This window comes from Streptacidiphilus albus JL83 (assembly GCF_000744705.1).
GTDB lineage: Bacteria > Actinomycetota > Actinomycetes > Streptomycetales > Streptomycetaceae > Streptacidiphilus > Streptacidiphilus albus.
Window position 1 is genome coordinate 6,580,443 of the sequence record NZ_JQML01000001.1, and the last position, 21,379, is coordinate 6,601,821.

General features: G+C 73.0%; 20 protein-coding genes. 6 read left to right on the plus strand and 14 right to left on the minus strand.

Going from position 1 to position 21,379, the window contains the following annotated elements:
* Positions 1 to 269 precede the first annotated feature (269 nt).
* Entirely contained in the window at positions 270 to 1,433 is a 1,164-nt protein-coding gene (locus tag BS75_RS28795; RefSeq protein ID WP_034090339.1) for a glycerate kinase, read from the minus strand.
* A 104-nt stretch (positions 1,434 to 1,537) separates the two neighbouring features.
* Complete coding sequence (locus BS75_RS28800) at positions 1,538 to 2,650, minus strand: LacI family DNA-binding transcriptional regulator (protein ID WP_042436503.1); 1,113 nt, start codon at positions 2,648 to 2,650, stop codon at positions 1,538 to 1,540.
* A gap of 135 nt (positions 2,651 to 2,785) precedes the next feature.
* Between BS75_RS28800 and BS75_RS28805 the strand changes: the two genes are divergently transcribed.
* Genes BS75_RS28805 through BS75_RS28815 form a run of 3 tightly spaced genes read left to right on the plus strand, consistent with a single transcriptional unit; the run spans position 2,786 to position 5,951 of the window.
* Complete coding sequence (locus tag BS75_RS28805) at positions 2,786 to 3,937, plus strand: Gfo/Idh/MocA family protein (RefSeq protein ID WP_034090340.1); 1,152 nt, start codon at positions 2,786 to 2,788, stop codon at positions 3,935 to 3,937.
* Positions 3,934 to 5,100, plus strand: a complete 1,167-nt coding sequence (locus tag BS75_RS28810; protein ID WP_081982671.1) for a dihydrodipicolinate synthase family protein — start codon at positions 3,934 to 3,936, stop codon at positions 5,098 to 5,100. The genes BS75_RS28805 and BS75_RS28810 overlap by 4 nt, the downstream gene beginning before the upstream one ends.
* Positions 5,097 to 5,951 carry a sugar phosphate isomerase/epimerase family protein gene (locus BS75_RS28815; RefSeq protein ID WP_034090341.1) on the plus strand — a complete coding sequence of 285 codons (855 nt, stop codon included), beginning with the start codon at positions 5,097 to 5,099 and terminating at the stop codon, positions 5,949 to 5,951. Before BS75_RS28810 ends, BS75_RS28815 begins: the two co-directional genes overlap by 4 nt.
* A gap of 56 nt (positions 5,952 to 6,007) precedes the next feature.
* On the opposite strand, the gene BS75_RS28820 is transcribed toward BS75_RS28815, so the two are convergent.
* Both BS75_RS28820 and BS75_RS28825 read right to left on the minus strand, forming a co-directional pair.
* On the minus strand, positions 6,008 to 6,865 hold the full coding sequence (locus BS75_RS28820) for an NAD(P)-dependent oxidoreductase (RefSeq protein ID WP_034090342.1): 858 nt from the start codon (positions 6,863 to 6,865) through the stop codon (positions 6,008 to 6,010).
* Positions 6,862 to 7,275: a RidA family protein gene (locus BS75_RS28825; RefSeq protein WP_034090343.1), complete on the minus strand. Its 414-nt coding sequence runs from the start codon at positions 7,273 to 7,275 to the stop codon at positions 6,862 to 6,864. The genes BS75_RS28820 and BS75_RS28825 overlap by 4 nt, the downstream gene beginning before the upstream one ends.
* Here BS75_RS28825 and BS75_RS48575 point away from each other — a divergent pair.
* Positions 7,267 to 7,476, plus strand: coding sequence for a hypothetical protein (locus BS75_RS48575; RefSeq protein WP_152645575.1), 210 nt, complete (start codon positions 7,267 to 7,269; stop codon positions 7,474 to 7,476). The genes BS75_RS28825 and BS75_RS48575 overlap by 9 nt on opposite strands.
* 45 nt (positions 7,477 to 7,521) lie before the next feature.
* On the opposite strand, the gene lgt is transcribed toward BS75_RS48575, so the two are convergent.
* The 10 genes from lgt to BS75_RS28875 form a co-directional block, all read right to left on the minus strand.
* Positions 7,522 to 8,454: a prolipoprotein diacylglyceryl transferase gene (lgt, locus tag BS75_RS28830; protein WP_052069768.1), complete on the minus strand. Its 933-nt coding sequence runs from the start codon at positions 8,452 to 8,454 to the stop codon at positions 7,522 to 7,524.
* Between the two features lie 84 nt (positions 8,455 to 8,538).
* Entirely contained in the window at positions 8,539 to 10,212 is a 1,674-nt protein-coding gene (locus BS75_RS51620) for an HNH endonuclease signature motif containing protein (RefSeq protein ID WP_034090344.1), read from the minus strand.
* Between the two features lie 109 nt (positions 10,213 to 10,321).
* The gene (locus BS75_RS28840; protein WP_034090345.1) at positions 10,322 to 12,481 is read right to left on the minus strand and encodes an alpha-galactosidase; all 2,160 of its coding nucleotides are present in this window, start codon (positions 12,479 to 12,481) and stop codon (positions 10,322 to 10,324) included.
* Between the two features lie 105 nt (positions 12,482 to 12,586).
* Positions 12,587 to 12,775 carry a hypothetical protein gene (locus BS75_RS28845; protein ID WP_034090346.1) on the minus strand — a complete coding sequence of 63 codons (189 nt, stop codon included), beginning with the start codon at positions 12,773 to 12,775 and terminating at the stop codon, positions 12,587 to 12,589.
* Positions 12,772 to 13,212, minus strand: coding sequence for a GNAT family N-acetyltransferase (locus BS75_RS28850; protein ID WP_034093974.1), 441 nt, complete (start codon positions 13,210 to 13,212; stop codon positions 12,772 to 12,774). Before BS75_RS28850 ends, BS75_RS28845 begins: the two co-directional genes overlap by 4 nt.
* Positions 13,213 to 13,384: 172 nt before the next feature.
* A complete protein-coding gene (locus tag BS75_RS51625) occupies positions 13,385 to 14,050 on the minus strand; it encodes a ScbR family autoregulator-binding transcription factor (protein ID WP_034090347.1) in 666 nt (221 codons plus the stop codon).
* A gap of 608 nt (positions 14,051 to 14,658) precedes the next feature.
* The gene (gene msrB / locus BS75_RS28860) at positions 14,659 to 15,066 is read right to left on the minus strand and encodes a peptide-methionine (R)-S-oxide reductase MsrB (protein ID WP_034090348.1); all 408 of its coding nucleotides are present in this window, start codon (positions 15,064 to 15,066) and stop codon (positions 14,659 to 14,661) included.
* A gap of 59 nt (positions 15,067 to 15,125) precedes the next feature.
* Complete coding sequence (gene murC / locus BS75_RS28865) at positions 15,126 to 16,526, minus strand: UDP-N-acetylmuramate--L-alanine ligase (protein ID WP_034090349.1); 1,401 nt, start codon at positions 16,524 to 16,526, stop codon at positions 15,126 to 15,128.
* A gap of 99 nt (positions 16,527 to 16,625) precedes the next feature.
* A complete protein-coding gene (locus tag BS75_RS28870) occupies positions 16,626 to 17,093 on the minus strand; it encodes a hypothetical protein (RefSeq protein ID WP_034090350.1) in 468 nt (155 codons plus the stop codon).
* Positions 17,094 to 17,138: 45 nt separating this feature from the next.
* On the minus strand, positions 17,139 to 17,966 hold the full coding sequence (locus BS75_RS28875; protein ID WP_034090351.1) for a pyrimidine reductase family protein: 828 nt from the start codon (positions 17,964 to 17,966) through the stop codon (positions 17,139 to 17,141).
* 129 nt (positions 17,967 to 18,095) lie between these two features.
* Here BS75_RS28875 and zapE point away from each other — a divergent pair, with 129 nt between their 5' ends.
* Both zapE and uvrB read left to right on the plus strand, forming a co-directional pair.
* The gene (gene zapE, locus BS75_RS28880) at positions 18,096 to 19,094 is read left to right on the plus strand and encodes a cell division protein ZapE (protein ID WP_152645600.1); all 999 of its coding nucleotides are present in this window, start codon (positions 18,096 to 18,098) and stop codon (positions 19,092 to 19,094) included.
* 89 nt (positions 19,095 to 19,183) lie between these two features.
* Entirely contained in the window at positions 19,184 to 21,292 is a 2,109-nt protein-coding gene (gene uvrB, locus BS75_RS28885) for an excinuclease ABC subunit UvrB (protein WP_034090352.1), read from the plus strand.
* Positions 21,293 to 21,379: the final 87 nt, after the last annotated feature.

Genomic DNA, 21,379 nt, shown 5'->3' on the forward strand with positions numbered 1-21,379 from the left:
TCGGGGCTGAGGTTCACCAAGCACCTCCGAGAAGCAGGAGGAGCCGGGTCCCCCGCTCCCGGCTCCTTGAGCCTGAGCATGTCTCGCGGAAATGGCGGAGGGAAGGGCCGAGCCCCATTATCAGAGCAAGATTTGAGCTTTCTGGCGGGAGTCTGCGCGACATGCTCCGCTTGCCCTGGTCTGTGCCCCGGCCGTGCTGCTGGACGCGCGTCGACTCCTATGGACGCCCGTGGCGGCTGGGACGGCCGGGACGGATGGGGCGGCTGTGCTCAGGCGGGTGGGGGCGGCGTACGGGTCGCCCGGAGCAGGTCCGCGGCGATCCGGCGGCCGACGGTCTCCAGCAGTCGGCCGGCGTGGGCCATCGACCGCTGTGGGTCCGGCTCCCACTCGGCCAGGCTGTGGACCCGGTCGAAGCCGGCCGCGTGCAGAGCCTCCGCCGTCAGCGCGAGCCGTCCGCAGACCGCCACCACCGGTACCCCGGCGGCACGGGCCGCCTCGGCCACCCCGACCGGGCCCTTGCCGTGCAGGGACTGCTCGTCCAACGAGCCCTCCCCGGTGACCACCAGCTCCGACCTGGCCAACTCGGCCGCGAATCCGGTGTGTTCGAGGATCAGCCCGATGCCGCTGCGGAGGTCCGCGCCGAGGTGGAGCAGGGCGGCGTAGCCGGTGCCGCCGGCCGCCCCGGCGCCCGGCGCCCGGGCCGCCCGCTCGGCCCGGGGACCGAGCTCCACCGCCGAAGCGGTGACCAACTGCCTTAGTCCGGACTCCAGTTCGGCGACGTCCTGCGGTCCGGCCCCCTTCTGCGGACCGAAGACGGCGGCGGCTCCGCGCGGGCCGAGCAGCGGGTTGTCCACGTCGCAGGCCACGGTGACGGCGGTGTGCCGCAGTCGGGGATCCAGGCCGGACAGGTCGATCCGGGCCAGCTCCCGCAGGGCGCCGCCGCCGTCGGGCAGCTCGCCGCCGTCCGCCGTGAGCAGTCGGGCGCCGAGCGCCGCGAGCAGCCCCGCCCCGCCGTCGGTACTGGCGCTGCCGCCGACGGCCAGGACCAGGTGGCGCGCCCCGGCGTCGAGCGCCCGCAGCAGCAGCTCGCCGGTGCCGCGGGTACTGGCCCGCAGCGGCTCGGCCGACCGGCCGTCCGGGACCAGGGCGAGCCCCGACGCCTGGGCCAGTTCGATCACGGCGGTGTCGCCGCGCAGGGCGAACACGGCCCGGACCGGATCGCCGAGCGGGCCGTGGACGACCGCCGTCCTCGGGGTGAACCCGGCGGCGACGAGGGCCTCGACGGTGCCCTCGCCCCCGTCCGCGATCGGCAGCCGGACCGGCTCGGCGCCGCCCTCGCGCAGGCCCGCGGCGAGGTGCCGCGCCGCCTGCTCCGCGGTCAGCGAGCCCTTGAACTTGTCGGGGGCGACGAGGACGTGGGGACGACGGGCCATGGCTGCTGGGGCCTTCCGGTGCGGGGAATGCTCACGGTAAGCGCTTTCCAGGGGCGGGTCAACCGGATCGGCCGGGCTGACCGGATCGGCCGGGCCGAGCTGCCTCATCGGCCCGGGGCCGGGCCGGTGCTGGCCCGGAGCACCAGCTCGGTGTCGAGCTCCACGGTGCGCGGCTCGTCCGCCTCCGGCTCCAGCAGCAGGCGCAGTGCCTCCTGCCCCGCCCGCTCCAGCGGCAGCCGGACGGTGCTCAGGGCGGGGCGCAGGTTGACGGCGTAGGGCGCGTCGTTGAAGCCCACCACCGAGACCTGTTCCGGCACGGCCAGCCCGAGGTCCTCCTGCAGTCCGGCCAGCACCCCGGCCGCCATCGCGTCGCTGAGCACCAGCACCGCCGTGGTCCCCGGGTGTGCGCGGAGCAGCCGGACGGCCGCCGCCCGGCCCCCCTCCTGCGAGAAGTCGCTGCGCTCCACCGGGGTGCCGGCCGCTGCGCCCAGGGCGCGCAGGGCGCGGCGTGCTCCGTCCAGCCGGTGCGCGACCGTGGTGAGGTCCGCCGGTCCGGCGACCACGCCCAGTTCGCGGTGGCCCAGCTCCCACAGCGCCCGCACCGCTCCGGCGGCCCCGCTCCGGTTGGCCATGGCGACGGTGTCCAGGCCGAGGCCGCGCTCGCCGATGGCCACCACCCGGCCGCCCTCGGCCTCGAAGGCCGCGATCTCCTCGGCCAGTTCCTCGCCGGTGCCGACGGGGTCCGTACCGGCGCCGGCAGTGCTGATGCCGCCAGTGCTGATGCCGGTGGTGCCGCTGCCGGCCAGGATGATCGCCCGGACCCGTTGGGCCCGCAGCGACCGCAGGTACTGGACCTCCAGGCCGCTCTCGCGGAAGGTCGCCGCGATCATCACCATCAGCTCCTGCTCGCGGGCGGCCTGCATCGCGCCGGCGGCGATCGCGCCGAAGTACGGGTCCGCGACATCGTGGACGATCAGGCCGACCACCGAGCTGCTGGACCGGGCGAGGGCCTGGGCCGGGGCGTTGGACACGTAGCGCAGGCTCCGGGCGGCGTCCTCGACCCGGCTGCGCAGCTGGTCGCCGACATTGCGCGCGCCGCTGCCGTGCAGCACCCGCGACGCGGTCGCCAGGGACACCCCCGCCAGCTGGGCGACCTGCTGCAGGGTGACCCCGCCGCCGGCCCGCGCCGAACGTGTCCTTGACCTTCGATTCTCCATCCTCGTAACGTATCTCTTGGAAAGCGCTTTCCCCGCCATTGGCATGCGGGCTTGCAGAGATGTGGGCTTGCAGAGAAATGCGGGCTTGCAGAGGGAGCAGCCATGAGGCCTCGTCGAGCGAAAGAAGATCCGCGCATGACACGCACCACTCTGGGCATCGTGATGAACGGCGTCACCGGGCGGATGGGCTACCGCCAGCACCTGGTCCGTTCGATCCTGGCGATCAGGGAGCAGGGCGGGTTCGCCCTGCCCGACGGCACCGTGCTCTGGCCCGAGCCGATACTGGTCGGCCGCAGTGCCGACAAGCTCCGTGCCCTCGCCGAGCGCCACGGCCTCGAACGCTGGACCACCGACCTGGACGCCGCCCTCGCCGATCCCGACGTCGACATCTACTTCGACGCCCAGCTCACCCACGCCCGGGAGGCGGCGGTCAAGGCCGCCATCGCCGCCGGAAAGCACGTCTACGTCGAGAAGCCGAGCGCCACCGACACCGCTACCGCGCTGGAGCTGGCCCGGCTGGCCGACGCCGCTGGCGTCCGCAACGGCGTGGTCCAGGACAAGCTCTTCCTGCCCGGGCTGCTCAAGCTCCGACGGCTGGTCGAGGGCGGCTTCTTCGGCCGGATCCTGTCCGTGCGCGGCGAGTTCGGCTACTGGGTGTTCGAGGGCGACTGGCAGTCGGCCCAGCGCCCCTCCTGGAACTACCGCGCCGAGGACGGCGGCGGCATGGTGCTCGACATGTTCCCGCACTGGCAGTACGTGCTGGAGAACCTGGTCGCGCCGGTCCGCTCGGTCTACGCCCACACCGCCACCCACATCCCCAGCCGCCGGGACGAGGCCGGCGCCGACTACCCGGCCACCGCCGACGACGCCGCCTACGGCGTCTTCGAGCTGGAGGGCGGCGTGGTCGCGCAGATCAACAGCTCCTGGGCGGTCCGGGTGGACCGCGACGAACTCGTCGAGTTCCAGATCGACGGCACCGAGGGCAGTGCCGTCGCCGGACTGTTCCACTGCCGGGTCCAGCACCGCTCCACCACCCCCAAGCCGGTCTGGAACCCGGACCTGCCCACCACCGAGCCCTTCCGTGGACAGTGGCAGCCGGTTCCGGACAACGCCGACTTCGAGAACGGCTTCAAGGTGCAGTGGGAGCAGTTCCTCGCCCATGTCGCCACCGGCTCGCCGTTCCCGCACGACCTGCTCTCCGGCGCGAAGGGCGTCCAGCTGGCCGAGCTGGGCATGCGCTCCGCCCGCGAGGGACGCCGCCTCGACGTGCCGGAGCTGACCCTGTGACCTCCGTGACCGAGATCCGCCTGCCGCTGGCCGACGGGGTCGAGCGCTACCGCATCCCGCAGGCCGCCGCGTTGCCCCGCACCGCGCGACCGGCCCGCAGCCGTACCGTCTTCGCCGCCGCCCATGTCGTCGCCGACCCGGCCGCAGAGCACCGCCCGGGCGTACCCGCCGTCCTCGACTGGGACGCCACCCTCGCCTTCCGGCACCACCTCTGGTCGCTCGGCCTCGGTGTCGCCGATGCCATGGACACCGCCCAGCGCGGCATGGGCCTGGACTGGGCGGCCACCCGGGAGCTCATCGTCCGCAGTGGGGCCGAGGCCCGCGCCGTCGGCGGACGGCTCGCCTGCGGCGCGGGAACCGACCAGCTCACTTCCCCCGCGCCCACGCTGAAGGAGATCACGGCCGCCTACCGGGAGCAGTCGGAGGTGGTCCAGGAGGCCGGCGCCCAGGTCGTGCTGATGGCCAGCCGCGCCCTGGCCGCCGCCGCGCGCGGCCCCGAGGACTACGCCGCCGTCTACGGCGAACTGCTCGCCGCCGTCGACCGCCCCGTCGTCCTGCACTGGCTGGGGACCCCCTTCGACCAGGCGCTGGAGGGCTACTGGGGCTCCGCCGACCTGGACCTGGCGGCGGGCCACGTGCTGGAGATCATCCACGCCAACGCCGACCGGATCGACGGCATCAAGGTCTCGCTGCTGGACGCCGACCGGGAGATCGCGCTCCGGCGCGCCCTGCCCGCCGGGGTCCGCCTCTACACCGGCGACGACTTCAACTACGCCGAGCTGATCCTCGGCGACGCGTTCGGCCACAGCGACGCGCTGCTGGGCGCCTTCGACCCGTTGGCCGCCCACGCCGCCGCCGCGCTGGCCGCCCTGGACCGGGGCGACGAGGACGGCTACCGGGCGGTGCTGGAGCCGACGGTGGAGCTGTCCCGGCACCTCTTCGCCGCACCGACCCGCCACTACAAGACCGGCGTGGTCTTCCTCGCCCATCTGGCGGGCCACCAGGAGCACTTCACCATGGTCGGCGGGGCCCAGTCGGACCGGGACACCGAGCACCTGGCCCGGCTGTTCCGGCTGGCGGCCGAGGCCGGGGCGCTGCCCGACACCGACCTGGCCGCCGCCCGGATGCGGTCCTTCCTCGCCTCGAAGGGATTCGACGCATGAGCAGCACCTCTCCCACGGTCGGCCCCGGGCTGGAGCGGCTGTCGCTGAACACGGCCACCACCAAGCGGTGGGCCCTGGCCGAGGCGGTGGCCGGGTGCGTCCGGGCCGGGATCCCCGGCATCGGCCTGTGGCGCGACCGGGTGGCCGAGGTCGGTCCGGAGCGTGCCGCCCGGCTGGTCGACGCCGCCGGACTGACCGTCACCAGCCTGTGCCGGGGCGGCTTCTTCACCGCACCGGACGCCGCCGGACGCGCGGCGGCGCTGGAGGACAACCGCCGAGCGGTCGAGGAGGCGGCCGCCCTCGGCACCGACACCCTGGTGCTGGTCTGCGGGGGACTGCCGGAGGGCAGCCGCGACCTGCCCGGCGCGCGCCGCACGGTCGTCGACGCGATCGCCGCGCTGCGTCCCTTCGCCGAGGCGCACGGCGTCAAGCTGGCCATCGAGCCGATGCACCCGATGTTCTGCGCCGACCGGGCGGTGGTCTCCACGCTCGGCCAGGCCCTGGACATCGCGGACGAGACCGACCCGGACGGCGGCACGGTCGGCGTGGTGGTCGACGCCTACCACGTCTGGTGGGATCCGGAGTTGGAGCGGGGGATCGAGCGCGCGGCGGGCCGCATCCACGGCTTCCAGGTCTGCGACTGGGTCCTCCCGCTGCCGGCCGACACCCTGCTCGGCCGGGGACACGTCGGGGACGGCCAGGTGGACCTGGCCCGGCTGGCCGTGCTGGTCGCGGCCACCGGCTACCAGGGGTTCACCGAGGTGGAGATCTTCAACCAGGAGGTCTGGGACGCCCCGGGCGACGAGACCCTGGCGACCCTGGCCGCCCGCCACCGCGCGCTGGCGTCCTGACCGGCGCGCGGTACCGGCGGTACGGCGCGGAGGCGGTCGGGCCTCCGCGCCTGCGGTCAGGGCGTGCGGCCCAGGGCGGAGCAGTCCGCGTCCCCGTCCTGCTCCGCCGCCCGTGCCGCCAGCAGCGCCGCGGCCCGCGCCGCCGGCAGCGGCCCGCCACCCCCGGGTTCCTGCTCAGGGAGCAGAGCCAGGACCAGCGCCAGGTCCTTGGCGAGCGCGGTGGTGGTGAAGTCGGCCTCGCCGTAGGCGTCGTGCGAGAGCCGCTCGCGCTTGCCGGTGACCAGTGGGCCCAACACCCCGTGCTGGAGGACGTCCAGCACGTCCGCACGGGCCAGCCCCAGCCGGGAGCCCAGGGCCACCGTGTCGTGCAGCCCGGCCAGGGCCGTGCCGAGGGCGAGGTTGGCGACCAGCTTGAGCGAGGCGGCGCTGCCGACGGGGCCGACCAGGCGGCGCCCCTCCGGCCGGGACCAGGCCTCCAGCAGCGGCTCGGCGGCGTCGGCGTCCGACTGCGTCCCGCCCAGCAGCACCTGCAGCGTGCCGGCCCGGGCAGCGGGCACCGAGCCGAGGACGGGTGCCTCCAGATAGCGCAGCCCGGCGGCCTCGGCGCGCCGGCCCAGCTCCCGCGACTCCTCCGGGGCGAGGGTGGTCGCGTTGACGATCAGCGTCCCCGGGGCTGCCCCCTCCGTGATCCCTTGCGGGCCGAAGAGCACGGACTCCGCCGCCGGGCCGTCGAAGACCATCACCACCACGGCCTCGGCGCCCCGGACCGCCTCGGCCGGGGTGGCGGCCCGACGGGCACCCGCCGGAGCCTCCCGGGGCGTCCGGTTCCAGACCGCGAGATCGTGGCCCCCGGCGGCCAGCCCGGCGGCGAAGACCGCCCCCATCCGTCCCAGCCCGCAGAGCGCCGCCCTCATCGCGGCGGCTCCGGGACGATCGCCAGCGCCTCGACCTCCAGCACCAGTTCGGGCCGGAACAGGGCGGCCACCTGGACAGCGGTGCTCGCGGGCCGCCGCGCGACATCGACATGGGTGTCGCGCACGGTGCGGATCACCGGCAGCAGACCGATGTCGGTGGTGAAGAAGGTGAACTTGACGACGTCGTCGAAGGTCGCGCCGGCCGCTGCCAGGCAGCGCCGCAGGTTCTCGAAGACCTGCCGGGCCTGCGCCTCGGGGTCACCCTCGCCGACGAGCTTCCCGTCCTCGTCGAGCGCCACCTGACCGGAGACCGCGACCAGCCGCCCGGAGCCCGTGACCACATGGGTGTAGCCCCCGCCCGGGGCAACGCCCTCCGGGGCCGGGATGTGCGTGAGATGTGATTGCTTCATACCGGCATCCTCGCCCGCCGGGGATCCATCCCGCCAACGCATATCCGGTACCTCGGCCATGCATGGTGGACATGGCTGAGCTACCCGCCGCGCCGGAGCGTCTACGCGGCCGTGCGCCAGGAGCAGTCGGGGGCCGTCGGCACCTCGGCCACGGCCGCGTTCGTCGGGGCGCTGGTCCGGGCGGCGGCGGAGACGCGCTGACCTGCCCCGGTGCGGCCGTGGGGCCCCGGGGCAGGTCAGCAGGGGTCAGCCGGCGTGGGCGTTGTCCCCGTGCTCCCGGGACGGCTGCTCCGTCTCCTTCGGGGTCTCGCTCGGCTCCTGCTCCGGCACGTCGGCGTCGGTGTCGGCGTCTGCTGCCGTCACCGGCTCCGCTGCCGGGAGGGCCGCGGCGACCGGCATCGGTCGGCGCTGCAGGACGATGAACCAGATGATCCCGGCGAGGGCCAGCAGCGAGGCGACGTAGAAGTTGAGCCGCAGCCCGAAGATGTACTGGGAGGAGTCCACCCGCAGGGACTCCTCGAAGATCCGGAAGGCCGAGTAGCCCGCGACGTAGAGTGCGAAGAGACCGCCGGGCCGGATCCTGCCCCGGTGGCCGATCCAGATGAGGAAGCCCGCCAGCGCCAGGTCCCAGACCAGCTCGTAGAGGAAGGTCGGGTGGAACGTGGCGTCCTGGAGGTATCCGGCCGGACGGTACTGGGGCGCGATCTCCAGGCCCCACGGGAGCTTGGTCGGCCCGCCGAACAGCTCCTGGTTGAAGTAGTTGCCGATGCGGCCGACGGCCTGGGCGATCAGCAGGCAGGGGGCCAGGGTGTCCATCATGCCGGTGACGCTGACGCCGGCCTTCCGCAGCCGCCAGACGCAGACGGCCGTCGCCAGCGCGACACCGCCCCAGATGCCGAGGCCGCCGTCCCAGACGGCGAACGGACCCCACCAGTGCGGCGGAATGTCCGCCGGGGTGGTGATGTCGAAGTAGATCCGGCCGCCGATGATCCCGAACGGCACGCCCCACAGGGCTATGTCGTCCACCAGCATCGGATCGCCGCCCAGCGCCCGCCAGCGGCGGCGGCCGAGCAGCACGGCCAGGGTGATGCCCACGAGGTACATCAGGGCATAGAAATGCACGAACAGCGGTCCGATGTGGAAACCGTTGATCGACGGCGAGGGGATGAAGGCGAGCATCACCCCGCCGACCTTACGCGGAACGGGTAAGGATCTCCGAGTCGGAAGCAGACGAAATATTTCTCCGGCTCCGTCACCGGGCTGCTAGGCGGCCTGTGGCCATCGGGTGTTGCTGGGGTGGTGGGTGTGGAGCGGGGGCCGGACGGTGTGGTGGCCGTCGGGTCGGCGGGTGAGCTCCCAGCCGGTGGCGTGGAGTTCCTGGTGGTGTTCGCGGCAGAGCAGCGCGATGTTGTCGACGGAGGTGGGGCCTCCGTCGGCCCAGTGGATCGCGTGGTGGCCCTCGCACCAGGAGGGTGGTCGGTCGCAGCCGGGCCAGACGCAGTGGCGGTCGCGGGCGGTGACGGCGTCACGGATGTGGGGCGGGACGGTGCGGGTGGCGCGGCCGACGGACAGGGGGCGGCCCTGGGCGTCGGTGAGCAGCACCCGGAGGGTGCAGTCGCAGGCGACGGCGCGGGCCCGGGCGCCGTCCAGCCGCAGTCCGCGTTCGGTGAACGCACCGTGAGGTGCGGCGAGCAGCGCCGCCAGGTCGTCGGGGGCGGCCTGAGGACGGCTCCCGGCGCGCTGTGCGGGCAGCCGGACGAGGTTGCCGGTCTCCCCGGCGGTGCCCGGCAGCGGCTGCTGGCCGTGGTGGCGCGGGCAGTCGCCGGGGAGCGGGAGGCTGCGCAGGGTGTCGAGGTCGGCGACGAGGGTGAGGTGGGGACGGCGGGTGCCGGTGGTGGGAAGCCGGTCGGTGCCCAGGGCGAGGTCGGTCACGGCTTCGAGGGCGTCGCCGGTGCGCTCGGGGTGGCTGCGCGGGTCCTGGGCGCTCGGGGCACCGGCGGCGGCCTCCAGCGCGATCCGCAGCTTCTCCCCAGCGAGGGCGTTGAGCTCGCCGGACAGGACCCAGAACGGGGCGTCGGTGGTCCCGGTCGGGGAGAGCCGCACCCAGGACTGGAACGGCTGCGACACCGTGTCGGTGTCGCCGGGGTGCTCCTGGTCGGTGAGCCGGGCGCGGAGCTCCTGGGCGGCGCGGGCGAGCTGGGTCAGGTGCAGGGCGGGGGCGTGGGCGAGCAGCAGTTCCTCGGCGAGGGCGCGCTCGCCGGGGTCGGGGACGGGGGCGAGGTGGCGGGCGATGACGGCGGCCTGGTCCGCGCCCAGGGTTCCGGCGGCCTGGGCGGTGCGCACGGCCGGGACGGCGTCCAGCTGGGCGGCGCGGGCGGTCAGCCGTCCGGCCGAGGCGCCGGTCAGTTGGCCGTGGGTGCGGAGGAAGCCCTTGGTCGAGCGGCAGCGCACGGCCTGTGCGCCGTCCATGGCGTCGAAGGCGGTGACCCGGCGCAGCTGTTCGGCCTCCAGCATGTCGCGCAGCCGTTGCAGGGCCAGGAGCTGTTCGGCCAGGGCGTGGGGACCGCCGGCGCGCAGGGTGTCGTCGTCCTCGGCCTGGAGGGCGGCGAGCATCGCGGCCGGGTCGCCGGGCAGGGAGCGCAGCGGGTCGGTGAAGACGCCGGTCCGCGAGGAGACAGGGGTTCCGGCGGGGTGGGAGGCGCCCTCGGCGTCGGTGGGCATCCCGCCGACGCCACGGTTGCGCGGCGAGGTCCGGGCGGTCTCGGCCGCGACGTCGTCGCGCCAGGTGTTCGACCAGGCGGAGGCGTCGTCGCCGGGGGCAGTCGGGGTAGAGGCGGTGGTGGGGTCCGGGGCGGAGGACTCGAACGCCGGGGCCGGAACCGAACCGGACGCCGTGTTGGGGAACTCCACCTCGCCCCCGAAAGGTGGGGCGTCCATGGGACAAGTATCCAACACCCCATCAAGCCACCGCAATCACCCATAAGAGTGAAGTAATCACTTCAAACCTTGACGCATCGTCAACTGGCCAGTGACAATGACCCCGCCCTCAGCCGCCCTCCCGGCGCAGATGGACGACGGTGCTGCTGAAGTCGCCGGTCAGGCCGAGGTCCAGCCTGACGTCCAGGCCCCGGGCCAGCAGCAGGGCCCCCTCGTGGAGGCGGCCGGTCTCCTGGTCGCGGTAGCGGGCGGCCGGGTCGAGCGCGGCCAGCCGCAGCGGGGGGATCGGGACGCCGTGCGGGACCGGCAACTGCCAGGCGATGAGCACCGATTCCTCGCCCAGGACGTGCTGGACCGCGTTCCGGTGCCGGTACTGCGCACCCTGCTGGACGACGGGCCGGATCCGCTTGTAGCGGGCCACCAGGTCGGCCGCCTGCCGGAGTTCGGCCTCCGTCCAGCTGCGCAGGTCGCCGCCGATACCGAGGGCGCCCGCCATGGCGACGTGGAAGCGGAAGGCCAGCGGGAGCGAGCGACCGGTCAACGGGTTGGGGCTGTCGGTGACCCAGGCCGACATGGTGCGGGCCGGGTAGAGCTGGCTGTAGCCGTGCTGGATGCCGATCCGGTCCAGGGCGTCGGTGTTGTCCGAGGTCCAGGCCGAGTCGGCGTGGGCGAGGACGCCGAGGTCGACCCGGCCGCCGCCGCCCGCGCAGGCCTCGATCCGCAGGCCCGGATGGTCGGACCGGAGCCGCGCCATCAGCGCGTGCACGGCGTGGACGTGGTCGAACCAGAGCCGGTCCGGGTCGGGGTGGCCGGGTCGGCCCGCATCGGTGAACGGGCGGTTCATGTCCCACTTGAGGTAGTTGACGGCGTACTCGGACACCAGGGCGTCCAGACGGGCGTGGGCCCAGGCGGCGACCTCGGGGCGGGCGAGGTCGAGCACCAACTGGTTGCGCAGGGTGGACCGTTCGCGGTGCGGCTGGCGGAGGACCCAGTCGGGGTGCTCCCGGTAGAGGTCGCTGTCGGGGTTGACCATCTCCGGCTCCACCCAGAGCCCGAAGCGCATCCCGAGCCGCCGGACCTCGGCGACCAGCGGGCCCAGTCCGTCGGGGAAGGCCTCGGCGGAGGGGGTCCAGTCGCCCAGGCCCGCGGTGTCGTCGCGTCTGGCGCCGAACCAGCCGTCGTCCATGACGAACAGTTCGACTCCCAGTTCGGCCGCCTTGGCGGCCAGTTGCAGCTGGTTCTGCTCACTGACCCGGAAGCCGGTGGCCTCCCAGGAGTTGTAGAGCACCGGCCGCAGCTCCGCCGCCCGGGGCAGGACATGGTCGGCGATGTGGCGGTGCCAGGCGCGGCTGGCACCGCCGAAGCCGTCCTGGGCGTACTGGCCGGCGAAGACCGGGGTCTCCCAGCTGTCGCCCGGCAGCAGTCGGACGACCAGTCCCTCGTGGCCGGAACCGCCGGTGCAGGAGACGACCCCCTCCGGGGCGCGCTGCACGGTGATCCGCCAACTCCCGCTCCAGGCCAGGGCGGTGCTCCAGACCTCGCCGCTGTCCTCGGTGGCGCTGCCGTCGTCGAGCATGAGCCAGGGGTTGGCCTGGTGGCTGGTGATGCCGCGCCGACTGGTGAGGACGGTCTCGGCGACCGGGATCGAGGTCCGGCGCAGCCGACCCTCGCTGCTCCAGCCTCCGGTCACATGGCTGAGCCGGTAGTCCGGCAGGGGCGGCAGGGTCCAGCAGGCGGCGTCCATGCGCAGCAGACGGACCGGCTCGCCCCAGGGTTCGGACTCGGACTCGGTGTGCCGCAGCACCGCCCGGCGTTCCAGCACCTCGCTGCTGGGGCGCAGGCGGTAGTGGAGGTCGAGTTCCAGCGGGTAGTGGCGGTCGCGGAAACGGATCGTCAACTCACAGGGGCGCGTGCCTTCTTCCCCCACCGCCGGCGACGCCTCCGGTGCCGCCGCGCCGGTCTCGATCCCGTGCCCCAGGTACTGCCAGTGGACGCCCCGGCTCCCGTCGGCATGGCGCAGCTGGAGCGACGGCAGACCGAAGCGGGCCCCGCCCTCGGCGGGGTACTCCTCGCCGGTGATGCCGTCGAAACTGCTGCCCGGCGCGGCGGCGGGGACGGCGGCAGCGGTCAGGGCCTGCTCCAGGGTGAGCGGTCGGCCCCAGTGGACCTGGCGGAGGACGTCGTCCTCGTCGAGGCGGATCGCGTAGGAGCTGCCGGCGGTGCTGAGCAGCCACAGCCGGGCGGCCGGGTCGTAGCTCACCAAGGTCATGACGTCTTACCCCCTCGTGCGGGCCACGGCAGGCCGTCGCGCAGGCAACGGCGAGCGTAGGAGGTCACGCGTTCGAAAGGCAACGGGGGCGGCCGGGACCGGCCCTCACCGCTTCCGGGCCCGGTACCGCTTCATCAGGACGGTGAGCTGCGCCGGGTCGGCCCGGCCGTTCAACTCGCCGAGGAGGTCGTCGGGGCAGAGTTCGTAGAGGTCACCCCACCAGCGGCCGCCCCTGTTGTCCCAGATCCGGTAGCCGCCCGGTACGCCTCTGGCCACGTACCGACGCCGGCTCATCCGGCCGTGGGGACCGGCGGCCGCAGCATGAAGACGTCGACCGGGTCCTCGGACTCCAGGACGAAGCCGTGGCGCTCGTAGAGCCGACGGGCGGCGCTGCCCTGGAGGACCTGGAGCCGGACCGGTTCGCCGGCCGCGTCCGCCCGCGCCAGCAGCGTCCGCAGCACGGCGGCGCCGAGCCCCCGGCCCTGGTGGAGCGGGTCGAGGTAGAAGTGCTCCAGCAGCAGCCCGCCGGTTCCGGCAGGGCGGAGGGTGACGCAGCCGATGAAGGCCCCGTCGTGCGTGATGACCGAACTGTGGCCCGGGGAGAAGGAGTTGCGCAGCCGCTGGCGCACCCGGTCGCCGTCGTAGCGGCCGAGCCGCTCCAGGTCTGCTCGCATCACCACGGCCCTGAGCTCGGCAGCCTGCTCGATGTCGTCCGCGCCGGCCGGGCGCAGTGCCCAGGCAGGGGCATGGACAGTCGGGGCGTGGACAGTCGGGGCTTGGACCGCCGACGGTGCGGAGGGGCCGTCGAAGTCGGGCACGCTGAGGCTTCCTTTGCTGGTCGGGCGTCCAAGCATGGCAGAGCAGCACGGACGGGCCCGGGGCCGGGGCCTCCTCGGCGGGGCGTCAGCGACTCAGCGCGGCCTTCATCGGCCGGGCGAGGACGTCGGGCTGCGGCCTGGCCCGGAATCTGGCGCGGCGGCGCGGTGGCACCAGGCCGGGCAGGACGAGCTCCCACAGGTCGCCGATCCGCTGGGGCAGCTCGGTCCGGCCGTCCAGGACGCCGGAGACCAGCTGGATTCCGGTGAACGAGCCGATGACGATGCGGGCCAGAGTGGCCGGGTCGGACTCGGCGCGGATGTCGCCGACCCGCTGCGCCTCGGTGAACAGCCCCTGGAAGAGCGAGATCCAGCCGAGGTACGGACCGGCGTCGGGTTCGTCCAGGAAGGCGCTCTGCTCGATCACCAGTCGGATGCTCGCCTGCATCATCGGGTCGTCCATCAGCGAGCGGGCGATCTGGTGGGTGAGGTCGATCGCGGCCTGGAGCGCCTCCGCGCCGCTGGGGAGCTCCGTCGCGTCCGGGTCCTCGATCGGCGCGAACTGCTCCAGCACGACGGCGCGGGCGAGGTCCTCCTTGGACGCGAAGTGGAAGTAGAGCGCACCCTTGGTGACCCCGGCCTCGGCGAGGATCTGGCTCAGGCTGGTGGCGAGGTAGCCGTTGGCGGCGAAGACCCGGGCGGCGGCGTCCAGTACCGTCCGCCGGGTCTGGATGGCGCGTTGTTGTTTGAGCACAACTGGCCCTTCTCGGCTGTTGCATGTTCAATCTTCGGCCTGGGGGACTACCAGAATCCTGACGCGGTGGCCGAGCGTCAACCTCTCGTGCTCCGGCGCGGAAAACAAACCGCGCAAAGGCGTTCGAGGCGCAGGGAAGGCTTCCCGTTGAACTGGATTCCAGGCAGGTCGGATCACGGTCGTGCAGGTGGGGATGGCAGGTATCGTGTACAGAACAAGTTACGGACGGACCGGCGAAAAGTCCACCGATGAGACGTTCGAACTGCGGCAGTGCGGTGATCAACTGCTGTGTGCAACTGCCTGATTCACGGCAAGGACGGAGCCGTGGAAGGTAAGGAAAAGGAACCTCGGCGGTGTTGTCCGTCCGCAGCGCTATTCGGGTTCGCCCGGTCCGCCGGTGCCGGAGTGTCCACGGCAGAGTGTCCACGGCGCAGTGTCCACGGCGGAGCGTCCATGAAGGAGGGGCGCCGTGGAGGAGGGGAGGAGGGGGCGGGGCCATGCCCCGGGCCCGGATCGCGGTACCGCCCGCGCCCCGACCGATCCGAGGGCTGGTCAGATCGGTCGGGCCGGTCGGGCCGGCGGCGCGTCGGGCGGACCGCCGCCGCTGCTCACTCCCCGGCGGGCCGGAGCTTCAGCGAGATGCTGTTGATGCAGTAGCGCTGGTCGGTCGGGGTGTTGTAGCCCTCGCCCTCGAAGACGTGGCCGAGGTGGGAGCCGCAGCGGGCGCAGCGGACCTCGACCCGGCGCATGCCCATGGTGGTGTCCTCGATGTACTGGACCCGGTCCTCGGCGAGCGGCGAGAAGTAGCTCGGCCAGCCGCAGTGGCTGTCGAACTTGGTCTCGGAGCTGAACAGTTCGTTGCCGCAGGCACGGCAGGAGTAGACGCCGACGGTCTTGGTGTCGGTGTACTCGCCGACGCCGGGCCGCTCCGTGCCGGCCTCGCGCAGCACGTGGTACTCCTGCGGGGTGAGCTCCTCGCGCCACTCCGCGTCGGTCTTCTCGATCTCGTAGGACATCGGGCGCTCCTGCCTTTCGGACGTCGCGGGCGGGGTCGGGTTCGGGTCAGCCGGCCGGGTCAGCTGCGGCCGGTGGGGGCGGCCAGGCGGGCCAGGATCTCCGGGCCGAGGGTGGTGACGTCGCCGGCGCCCATGGTGAGAACAAGGTCGCCCTGCTTGGCCATTCCCGCGATCAGCTCGGGCACCTCGGCCAGGGTGCGGGCCGACAGGGTGTCGGTGCCGTGGCTGCGGGCCGCGTCGATCACCAGCTCGCTGGTGACGCCGGGGACCGGGTCCTCGCGTGCCGGGTAGATGTCGAGCACCACGACGGTGTCGGCGAGCGAGAGGGCCTCGCCCATCTCGGTGCCGAGCTGCTGGGTGCGGCTGAACAGGTGCGGTTGGAAGACGGCCAGCACCCGGCCGTCGCCGGCGGCGGAGCGGATCGCCTCCAGGTCGGCGGCGATCTCGGTGGGGTGGTGCGCATAGGAGTCGATGACCTGGACCCCGGCCTCCTCGCCCTTGAGCTGGAGCCGGCGGCGGACACCGGTGTAGCTGCTCAGCGCCGGGGCGAGCTCGGCGGCCGGCACCCCGAGCGCGATCCCGGCGGCGAGCGCGGAGACGGCGTTGTGGGCGTAGTGGCGGCCGGGCACGGAGACGGTGAAGGTCAGTTCCGCATCGTCGACCAGGACGGTGACCTCGCTGGTCATCCCGTGCGGGGTGACCCGGAGGACGCGCAGTGTGGCGTCCGCGGACTCGCCGACGGTGACGATCCGCAGGTCGGGGCGGGCCGAGACCCGGGCGGTGAGCTCGCGGGCGCCCGGGTGGTCGGCCGAGACGACCAGCGTCCCGCCGGGCACGATCCGGGCCACGAAGGCCTCGAAGGACTCGTAGATCTCGACCATGGACGCGTAGTTGGCGTGGTGGTCGAGCTCCACGTTGAGGACCACCGCGACCTCGGGGGAGTACTTCTGGAAGCTGCGGTCGCTCTCGTCGGCCTCGGCGACGAAGATCTCGCCGGTGCCGTGGTGGGCGTTGCTGCCGGGCTCGTCCAGGTCGCCGCCGATGGCGTAGGAGGGGTCCAGGCCGAGGGCGCCGAGGCTGACCGCGAGCATGCTGGTGGTGGTGGTCTTGCCGTGGGTGCCGGCCACGGCTAGGGCGCGGCGGCCCACCATCAGCGCGGCCAGGGCGTCGGCGCGGTGGATCACCGGCAGACCCCGCTCACGTCCGGCGACCAGCTCCGGGTTGGTGTCGCGGATGGCGCTGGAGACGACGATGCAGCTGGCCCCGGCCGGCACGTGCTCGGCGGTGTGGCCGACGGAGACCTCGGCGCCGAGCTGCTTCAGCGCCAGTACGACGGTCGACTCCTTGGCGTCGCTCCCGGAGACCTGGGCCCCACGCAGGGCGAGGATCTTGGCGAGGCCGGACATGCCTGCGCCACCGATCCCGATGAAGTGGGGTGCGGAGAGGTCAGTAGGGCTCACGGGGGAGTCTCCCGGGGTCGGGCCGAGGGCTGTCGGCACCGATTGTGCCGTACCGGAGCCGTTCGGCCCGAAACCGCGGTCGTGGCGCGGGCGGACGGCTCAGTCCTGCTGGGCGAAGAGCTGGAGGACCGGGACGCCGACCTTGTGCCGGGCCTGCGAGGCCCAGTCGCGGTGGAACAGGCCTTCGATCCACTGCGGTGCGGCGAGCACGATCACCTCGTCGGCGCTCACCTGCTCGACCAGCGAGGTCAGCCCCTGGAGCGGGTGCTCGGCGACCACTCGGCCGGTGGCCTCCGCGCCGGCCGCGCGCAGCTGCTGGAGGGTGTGTTCGAGTTCCGCCGCCGCCGTGGAGACCGCCACCCCGCCGTGGGGCTCGTCGTGCTCGTGGACGGCCCGGTTGAGGTAGCCGAAGGCGACGTCGTCCACGGCCCGCAGCAGCTCGTCCTGGGTGCCCCTGGGCTGCATCAGGACGTGGAAGGCGACCTTCTCGTCGCCGTGGAGGGTGGTGATCAGTTCCAGGTCGGCGTTGGAGAGGGTCTTCTCGATCAGAAGTACGGTCGTGAACACGCGTTTCCCTTCAGGCTGGCCTGCCGTACGGAGGATCAGGTTCCGCTAATCGGCATACGCCACGCTACGGGTGTATCGAGCAAAGAGGAAACCTTTCTCCTCAAGTAGCGCAACAAGATCCAGCCGTTCTGCCAGTGCCTCGTGCCCATGTGCGATCCGAGGTGCGTCACCGGCGGCCAGCAGCGGCGCCAGCGAGAGGCAGAGCTCGTCCAGGACCCCGGCCGCCGCCAGCTGCCCGAGCAGGCTCGGGCCGCCCTCGGCCAGCAGCCGGGTCCAGCCGCGCGCGGCGAGCGCCGCGACCGCCGCCGCCGCCTCCACCTGCTGCTCCCCGGCGATGATCACATCGGCCACCCGGGAGACCGCCGCCAGCTCCGTGGCCGGAGCGTCCGAGCAGGTCAGCACGATGGTGGGGGAGAGCGGCTCGGTGAACAGCGGCAGGCTGAGGTCGAGGTCCAGTCGGCGCGAGACCACGGCGATCACCGCTGCGGGGGCCTGCCCGCGCGCGGCGCGCGCTTCGGCGAACTCCGCGCGGGCGCGCGCCGGGCGGTAGCCCTCGGCCCGGGCGGTCTCCGCGCCGACCAGGACGACGTCCGCCAGCGCCCGCAGCACCCCGAAGATCCGCTTGTCGGCCTCCGAGGACAGCCCGTCGGACAGCCCGTCCAGCCGGGCCGCGCCGTCGACGCTGGAGACCATGTTGGCGCGCAGCCACGGGGTCCCCGGGCCGTCGGCCGAGGCGGCGGTGGACGCCGGGTAGGCGTAGACCTCGGCCAGCCCCGCCAGGGTGGAGAGATCCGGGGTGGAGGAGGCCGGCGCGGTGGTGCGCTCGGTGGTGAGGTCCGTCACATCAAGGCCCGTAGGCAGCAGTCGGCGCATAGTCGGGAGTCTTCCACGCGGGCGCGCGCCGTACTCTTGGGTACCGTGCCTGCTGCCGAACTGACGATCACCCGCCCCGGTGACGCGATAGCCCTGACCACCCGCCTGCCGGTGGTGCCCGTGGGCCGGATGGTCGCCGAGATGACGCCGCCGCCGCGCTTCCTGGAGGCGCGTTTCAGCACCTACATCCCGGACCCGGCGCAGCCCAGCCAGACCGAGGCCGTCCGCATCCTGGAGGACTTCGCCGCGACGCTGGGCCGTTCCGGTGGCGACCGCGGCGGCCGCGGTGCCCGGAGGCGCTGGTTCGGCCGCGCCGCCGCCGCGCCCTCCGGCCCCGGCGGGATCTACCTCGACGGCGGCTACGGCGTCGGCAAGACCCACCTGCTGGCCTCGCTCTGGCACGCCGCCCCCGGCCCTAAGGCCTTCGGCACCTTCGTGGAGCTGACCAACCTGGTCGGCGCGCTCGGCTTCCAGCAGGCCGTCGCCGCCCTCTCCGGGCACAGCCTGCTCTGCATCGACGAGTTCGAGCTCGACGACCCCGGTGACACGGTCCTGGTCTCCACCCTGCTCAGCCGGCTGGCCGAGGCCGGGGTCAAGCTCGCGGCCACCTCCAACACCCTCCCCGGCAGGCTCGGCGAGGGCCGGTTCGCCGCCGCCGACTTCCTCCGGGAGATACAGGGGCTCTCCTCGCGCTTCCGCAGCGTCCGGATCGACGGCCAGGACTACCGGCACCGGGGCCTGCCGGAGGCCCCCGCGCCCTACGGCGACGACGTGGTGGCCGCCACCGCCGCCCGGATCGGCCCCGGGGCCTCCCTGGACGGCTTCGGCGAGCTACTGGCACACCTCGCCGTGGTCCACCCGAGCAAGTACGGAGCGCTGCTGGACGGCGTCGAGGCGGTCTGCCTGACCGGTGTGCGACCGGTCGAGGACCAGAGCACGGCGCTGCGGCTGGTGGTGCTGGCGGACCGGATGTACGACCGGGAGCTGCCGGTGATCGCCTCCGGCACCCCCTTCGACCAGATCTTCGGCCCGGAGATGCTGAACGGTGGCTACCGCAAGAAGTACCTGCGCGCGGTGTCGCGGCTGGTGGCCCTGGCCCGGGACAGCGGCAAGGTCGCCGCGGGCTGAGCCGGCGGCGGTCCGGACCGGGGCCGGTCCGGCAGCGGTCGGACCGGGGCTGCGGCCGATTGTCAGTGGCGGGTCGTACGGTTGGTGGCGTGAGACCCATCACCGATCTTGAGCGAACAGTGGCGCCTTTCGAGGTCGTCAGCCCCTACCAGCCCAGCGGCGACCAGCCCACCGCCATCGCCGATCTGGAACGCCGCATCCGGGCCGGCGAGAAGGACGTCGTCCTGCTCGGCGCGACCGGTACCGGCAAGTCCGCCACCACCGCCTGGATGATCGAGAAACTCCAGCGGCCGACCCTGGTGATGGCGCCGAACAAGACGCTGGCCGCACAGCTCGCCAACGAGTTCCGCGAGCTGCTGCCCAACAACGCCGTCGAGTACTTCGTCTCGTACTACGACTACTACCAGCCCGAGGCGTACATCGCCCAGACCGACACCTACATCGAGAAGGACTCCTCCATCAACGAGGAGGTCGAGCGGCTCCGCCACTCGGCCACCAACTCGCTGCTGACCCGGCGCGACGTGATCGTGGTCGCCTCGGTGTCCTGCATCTACGGCCTCGGCACCCCGCAGGAGTACGTCGACCGGATGGTCCGGCTCAAGGTCGGCGCGGAGATCGACCGCGACGCGCTGCTGCGCCGCTTCGTCGACATCCAGTACGCCCGCAACGACGTCGCCTTCACCCGGGGCACCTTCCGGGTGCGCGGGGACACCATCGAGATCTTCCCGGTCTACGAGGAGCTCGCGGTCCGGATCGAGATGTTCGGCGACGAGATCGAGGCGCTGACCACGCTGCACCCGCTCACCGGCGAGGTCATCAGCGAGGACGACGAGCTCTACGTCTTCCCGGCCTCGCACTATGTGGCGGGACCGGAGCGGATGGAGCGCGCCATCGCCGGGATCGAGGCGGAGCTGGAGCAGTCCCTCGCCACCATGGAGAAGCAGGGCAAGCTGCTGGAGGCCCAGCGGCTGCGGATGCGCACCACCTACGACATCGAGATGATGCGGCAGATCGGCACCTGCTCCGGCATCGAGAACTACTCCCGGCACATCGACGGCCGCGAGGCCGGCACCGCGCCGAACACCCTGATGGACTTCTTCCCGGAGGACTTCCTCCTGGTGATCGACGAGTCCCATGTCACCGTCCCGCAGATCGGCGCGATGTACGAGGGCGACGCCTCCCGCAAGCGCGCCCTGGTCGAGCACGGCTTCCGGCTGCCCTCGGCGATGGACAACCGCCCGCTGAAGTGGGAGGAGTTCCTGGAGCGGATCGGCCAGACCGTCTACCTCTCGGCCACCCCGGGACCCTTCGAACTCTCGCGCGGCGACGGCCAGGTCGACCAGATCATCCGCCCGACCGGGCTGATCGACCCGGAGATCGTGCTCAAGCCGACCGAGGGCCAGATCGACGACCTGGTCCACGAGATCCGGCTGCGGGTCGAGAAGGACGAGCGGGTGCTGGTCACCACCCTCACCAAGAAGATGTCCGAGGACCTCACCGACTACCTGCTCAACCTCGACATCCGGGTCAGGTACCTGCACAGCGACATCGACACCCTGCGCCGGGTCGAGCTGCTGCGCGAGCTCCGGGCCGGCGAGTACGACGTCCTGGTCGGCATCAACCTGCTCCGCGAGGGGCTGGACCTGCCCGAGGTCTCGCTGGTCGCGATCCTGGACGCCGACAAGGAGGGCTTCCTCCGCTCCGGGACCTCGCTGATCCAGACCATCGGCCGGGCCGCCCGCAACGTCTCCGGCCAGGTCCACATGTACGCGGACCGGATCACCCCGGCGATGGAGAAGGCCATCAGCGAGACCAACCGCCGACGCGAGATCCAGCAGGCGTACAACACCGAGCACGGGATCGACCCGCAGCCGCTGCGGAAGAAGATCGGCGACATCCTGGACTCCATCGCCCGCGAGGACATCGACACCGGCGAGCTGCTGAGCACCGGCTACCGGCAGGGCGGCGGGCGCGGCGGCCAGGGGGGCAAGGCGCCGGTCCCGGCGCTGGGCGCGGCGGCCAAGCGGGACGCCAAGGGTCTGCCGGCGGCCGAGTTGGCGGACCTGATCGGCGAACTGACGGAACGGATGCACACGGCCGCCGCCGAGCTGCAGTTCGAAGTGGCGGCCCGGTTGCGCGACGAGGTCAACGAACTGAAGAAGGAGCTGCGGCAGATGCGCGAGGCGGGAATGGCCTGAGTCGGCGATCCCGTCGGCAACCAGGACTGCGTAAGGTTCATCCTTGAGGATGGCGGCGACGGAGCCGAAGGCTGGACGGGGAGGGCA

Excerpts from the sequence above, each read along its gene's own strand:
- BS75_RS28795 (WP_034090339.1), bottom strand. The coding sequence starts at position 1,433 with ATGGCCCGTCGTCCCCACGTCCTCGTCGCCCCCGACAAGTTCAAGGGC.
- BS75_RS28800 (WP_042436503.1), bottom strand. The coding sequence starts at position 2,650 with ATGGAGAATCGAAGGTCAAGGACACGTTCGGCGCGGGCCGGCGGCGGG.
- BS75_RS28805 (WP_034090340.1), top strand. The coding sequence starts at position 2,786 with ATGACACGCACCACTCTGGGCATCGTGATGAACGGCGTCACCGGGCGG.
- BS75_RS28815 (WP_034090341.1), top strand. The coding sequence starts at position 5,097 with ATGAGCAGCACCTCTCCCACGGTCGGCCCCGGGCTGGAGCGGCTGTCG.
- BS75_RS28820 (WP_034090342.1), bottom strand. The coding sequence starts at position 6,865 with ATGAGGGCGGCGCTCTGCGGGCTGGGACGGATGGGGGCGGTCTTCGCC.
- BS75_RS28825 (WP_034090343.1), bottom strand. The coding sequence starts at position 7,275 with ATGAAGCAATCACATCTCACGCACATCCCGGCCCCGGAGGGCGTTGCC.
- lgt (WP_052069768.1), bottom strand. The coding sequence starts at position 8,454 with ATGCTCGCCTTCATCCCCTCGCCGTCGATCAACGGTTTCCACATCGGA.
- BS75_RS51620 (WP_034090344.1), bottom strand. The coding sequence starts at position 10,212 with ATGGACGCCCCACCTTTCGGGGGCGAGGTGGAGTTCCCCAACACGGCG.
- BS75_RS28840 (WP_034090345.1), bottom strand. The coding sequence starts at position 12,481 with ATGACCTTGGTGAGCTACGACCCGGCCGCCCGGCTGTGGCTGCTCAGC.
- BS75_RS28845 (WP_034090346.1), bottom strand. The coding sequence starts at position 12,775 with ATGAGCCGGCGTCGGTACGTGGCCAGAGGCGTACCGGGCGGCTACCGG.
- msrB (WP_034090348.1), bottom strand. The coding sequence starts at position 15,066 with ATGTCCTACGAGATCGAGAAGACCGACGCGGAGTGGCGCGAGGAGCTC.
- BS75_RS28875 (WP_034090351.1), bottom strand. The coding sequence starts at position 17,966 with ATGCGCCGACTGCTGCCTACGGGCCTTGATGTGACGGACCTCACCACC.
- zapE (WP_152645600.1), top strand. The coding sequence starts at position 18,096 with ATGGTCGCCGAGATGACGCCGCCGCCGCGCTTCCTGGAGGCGCGTTTC.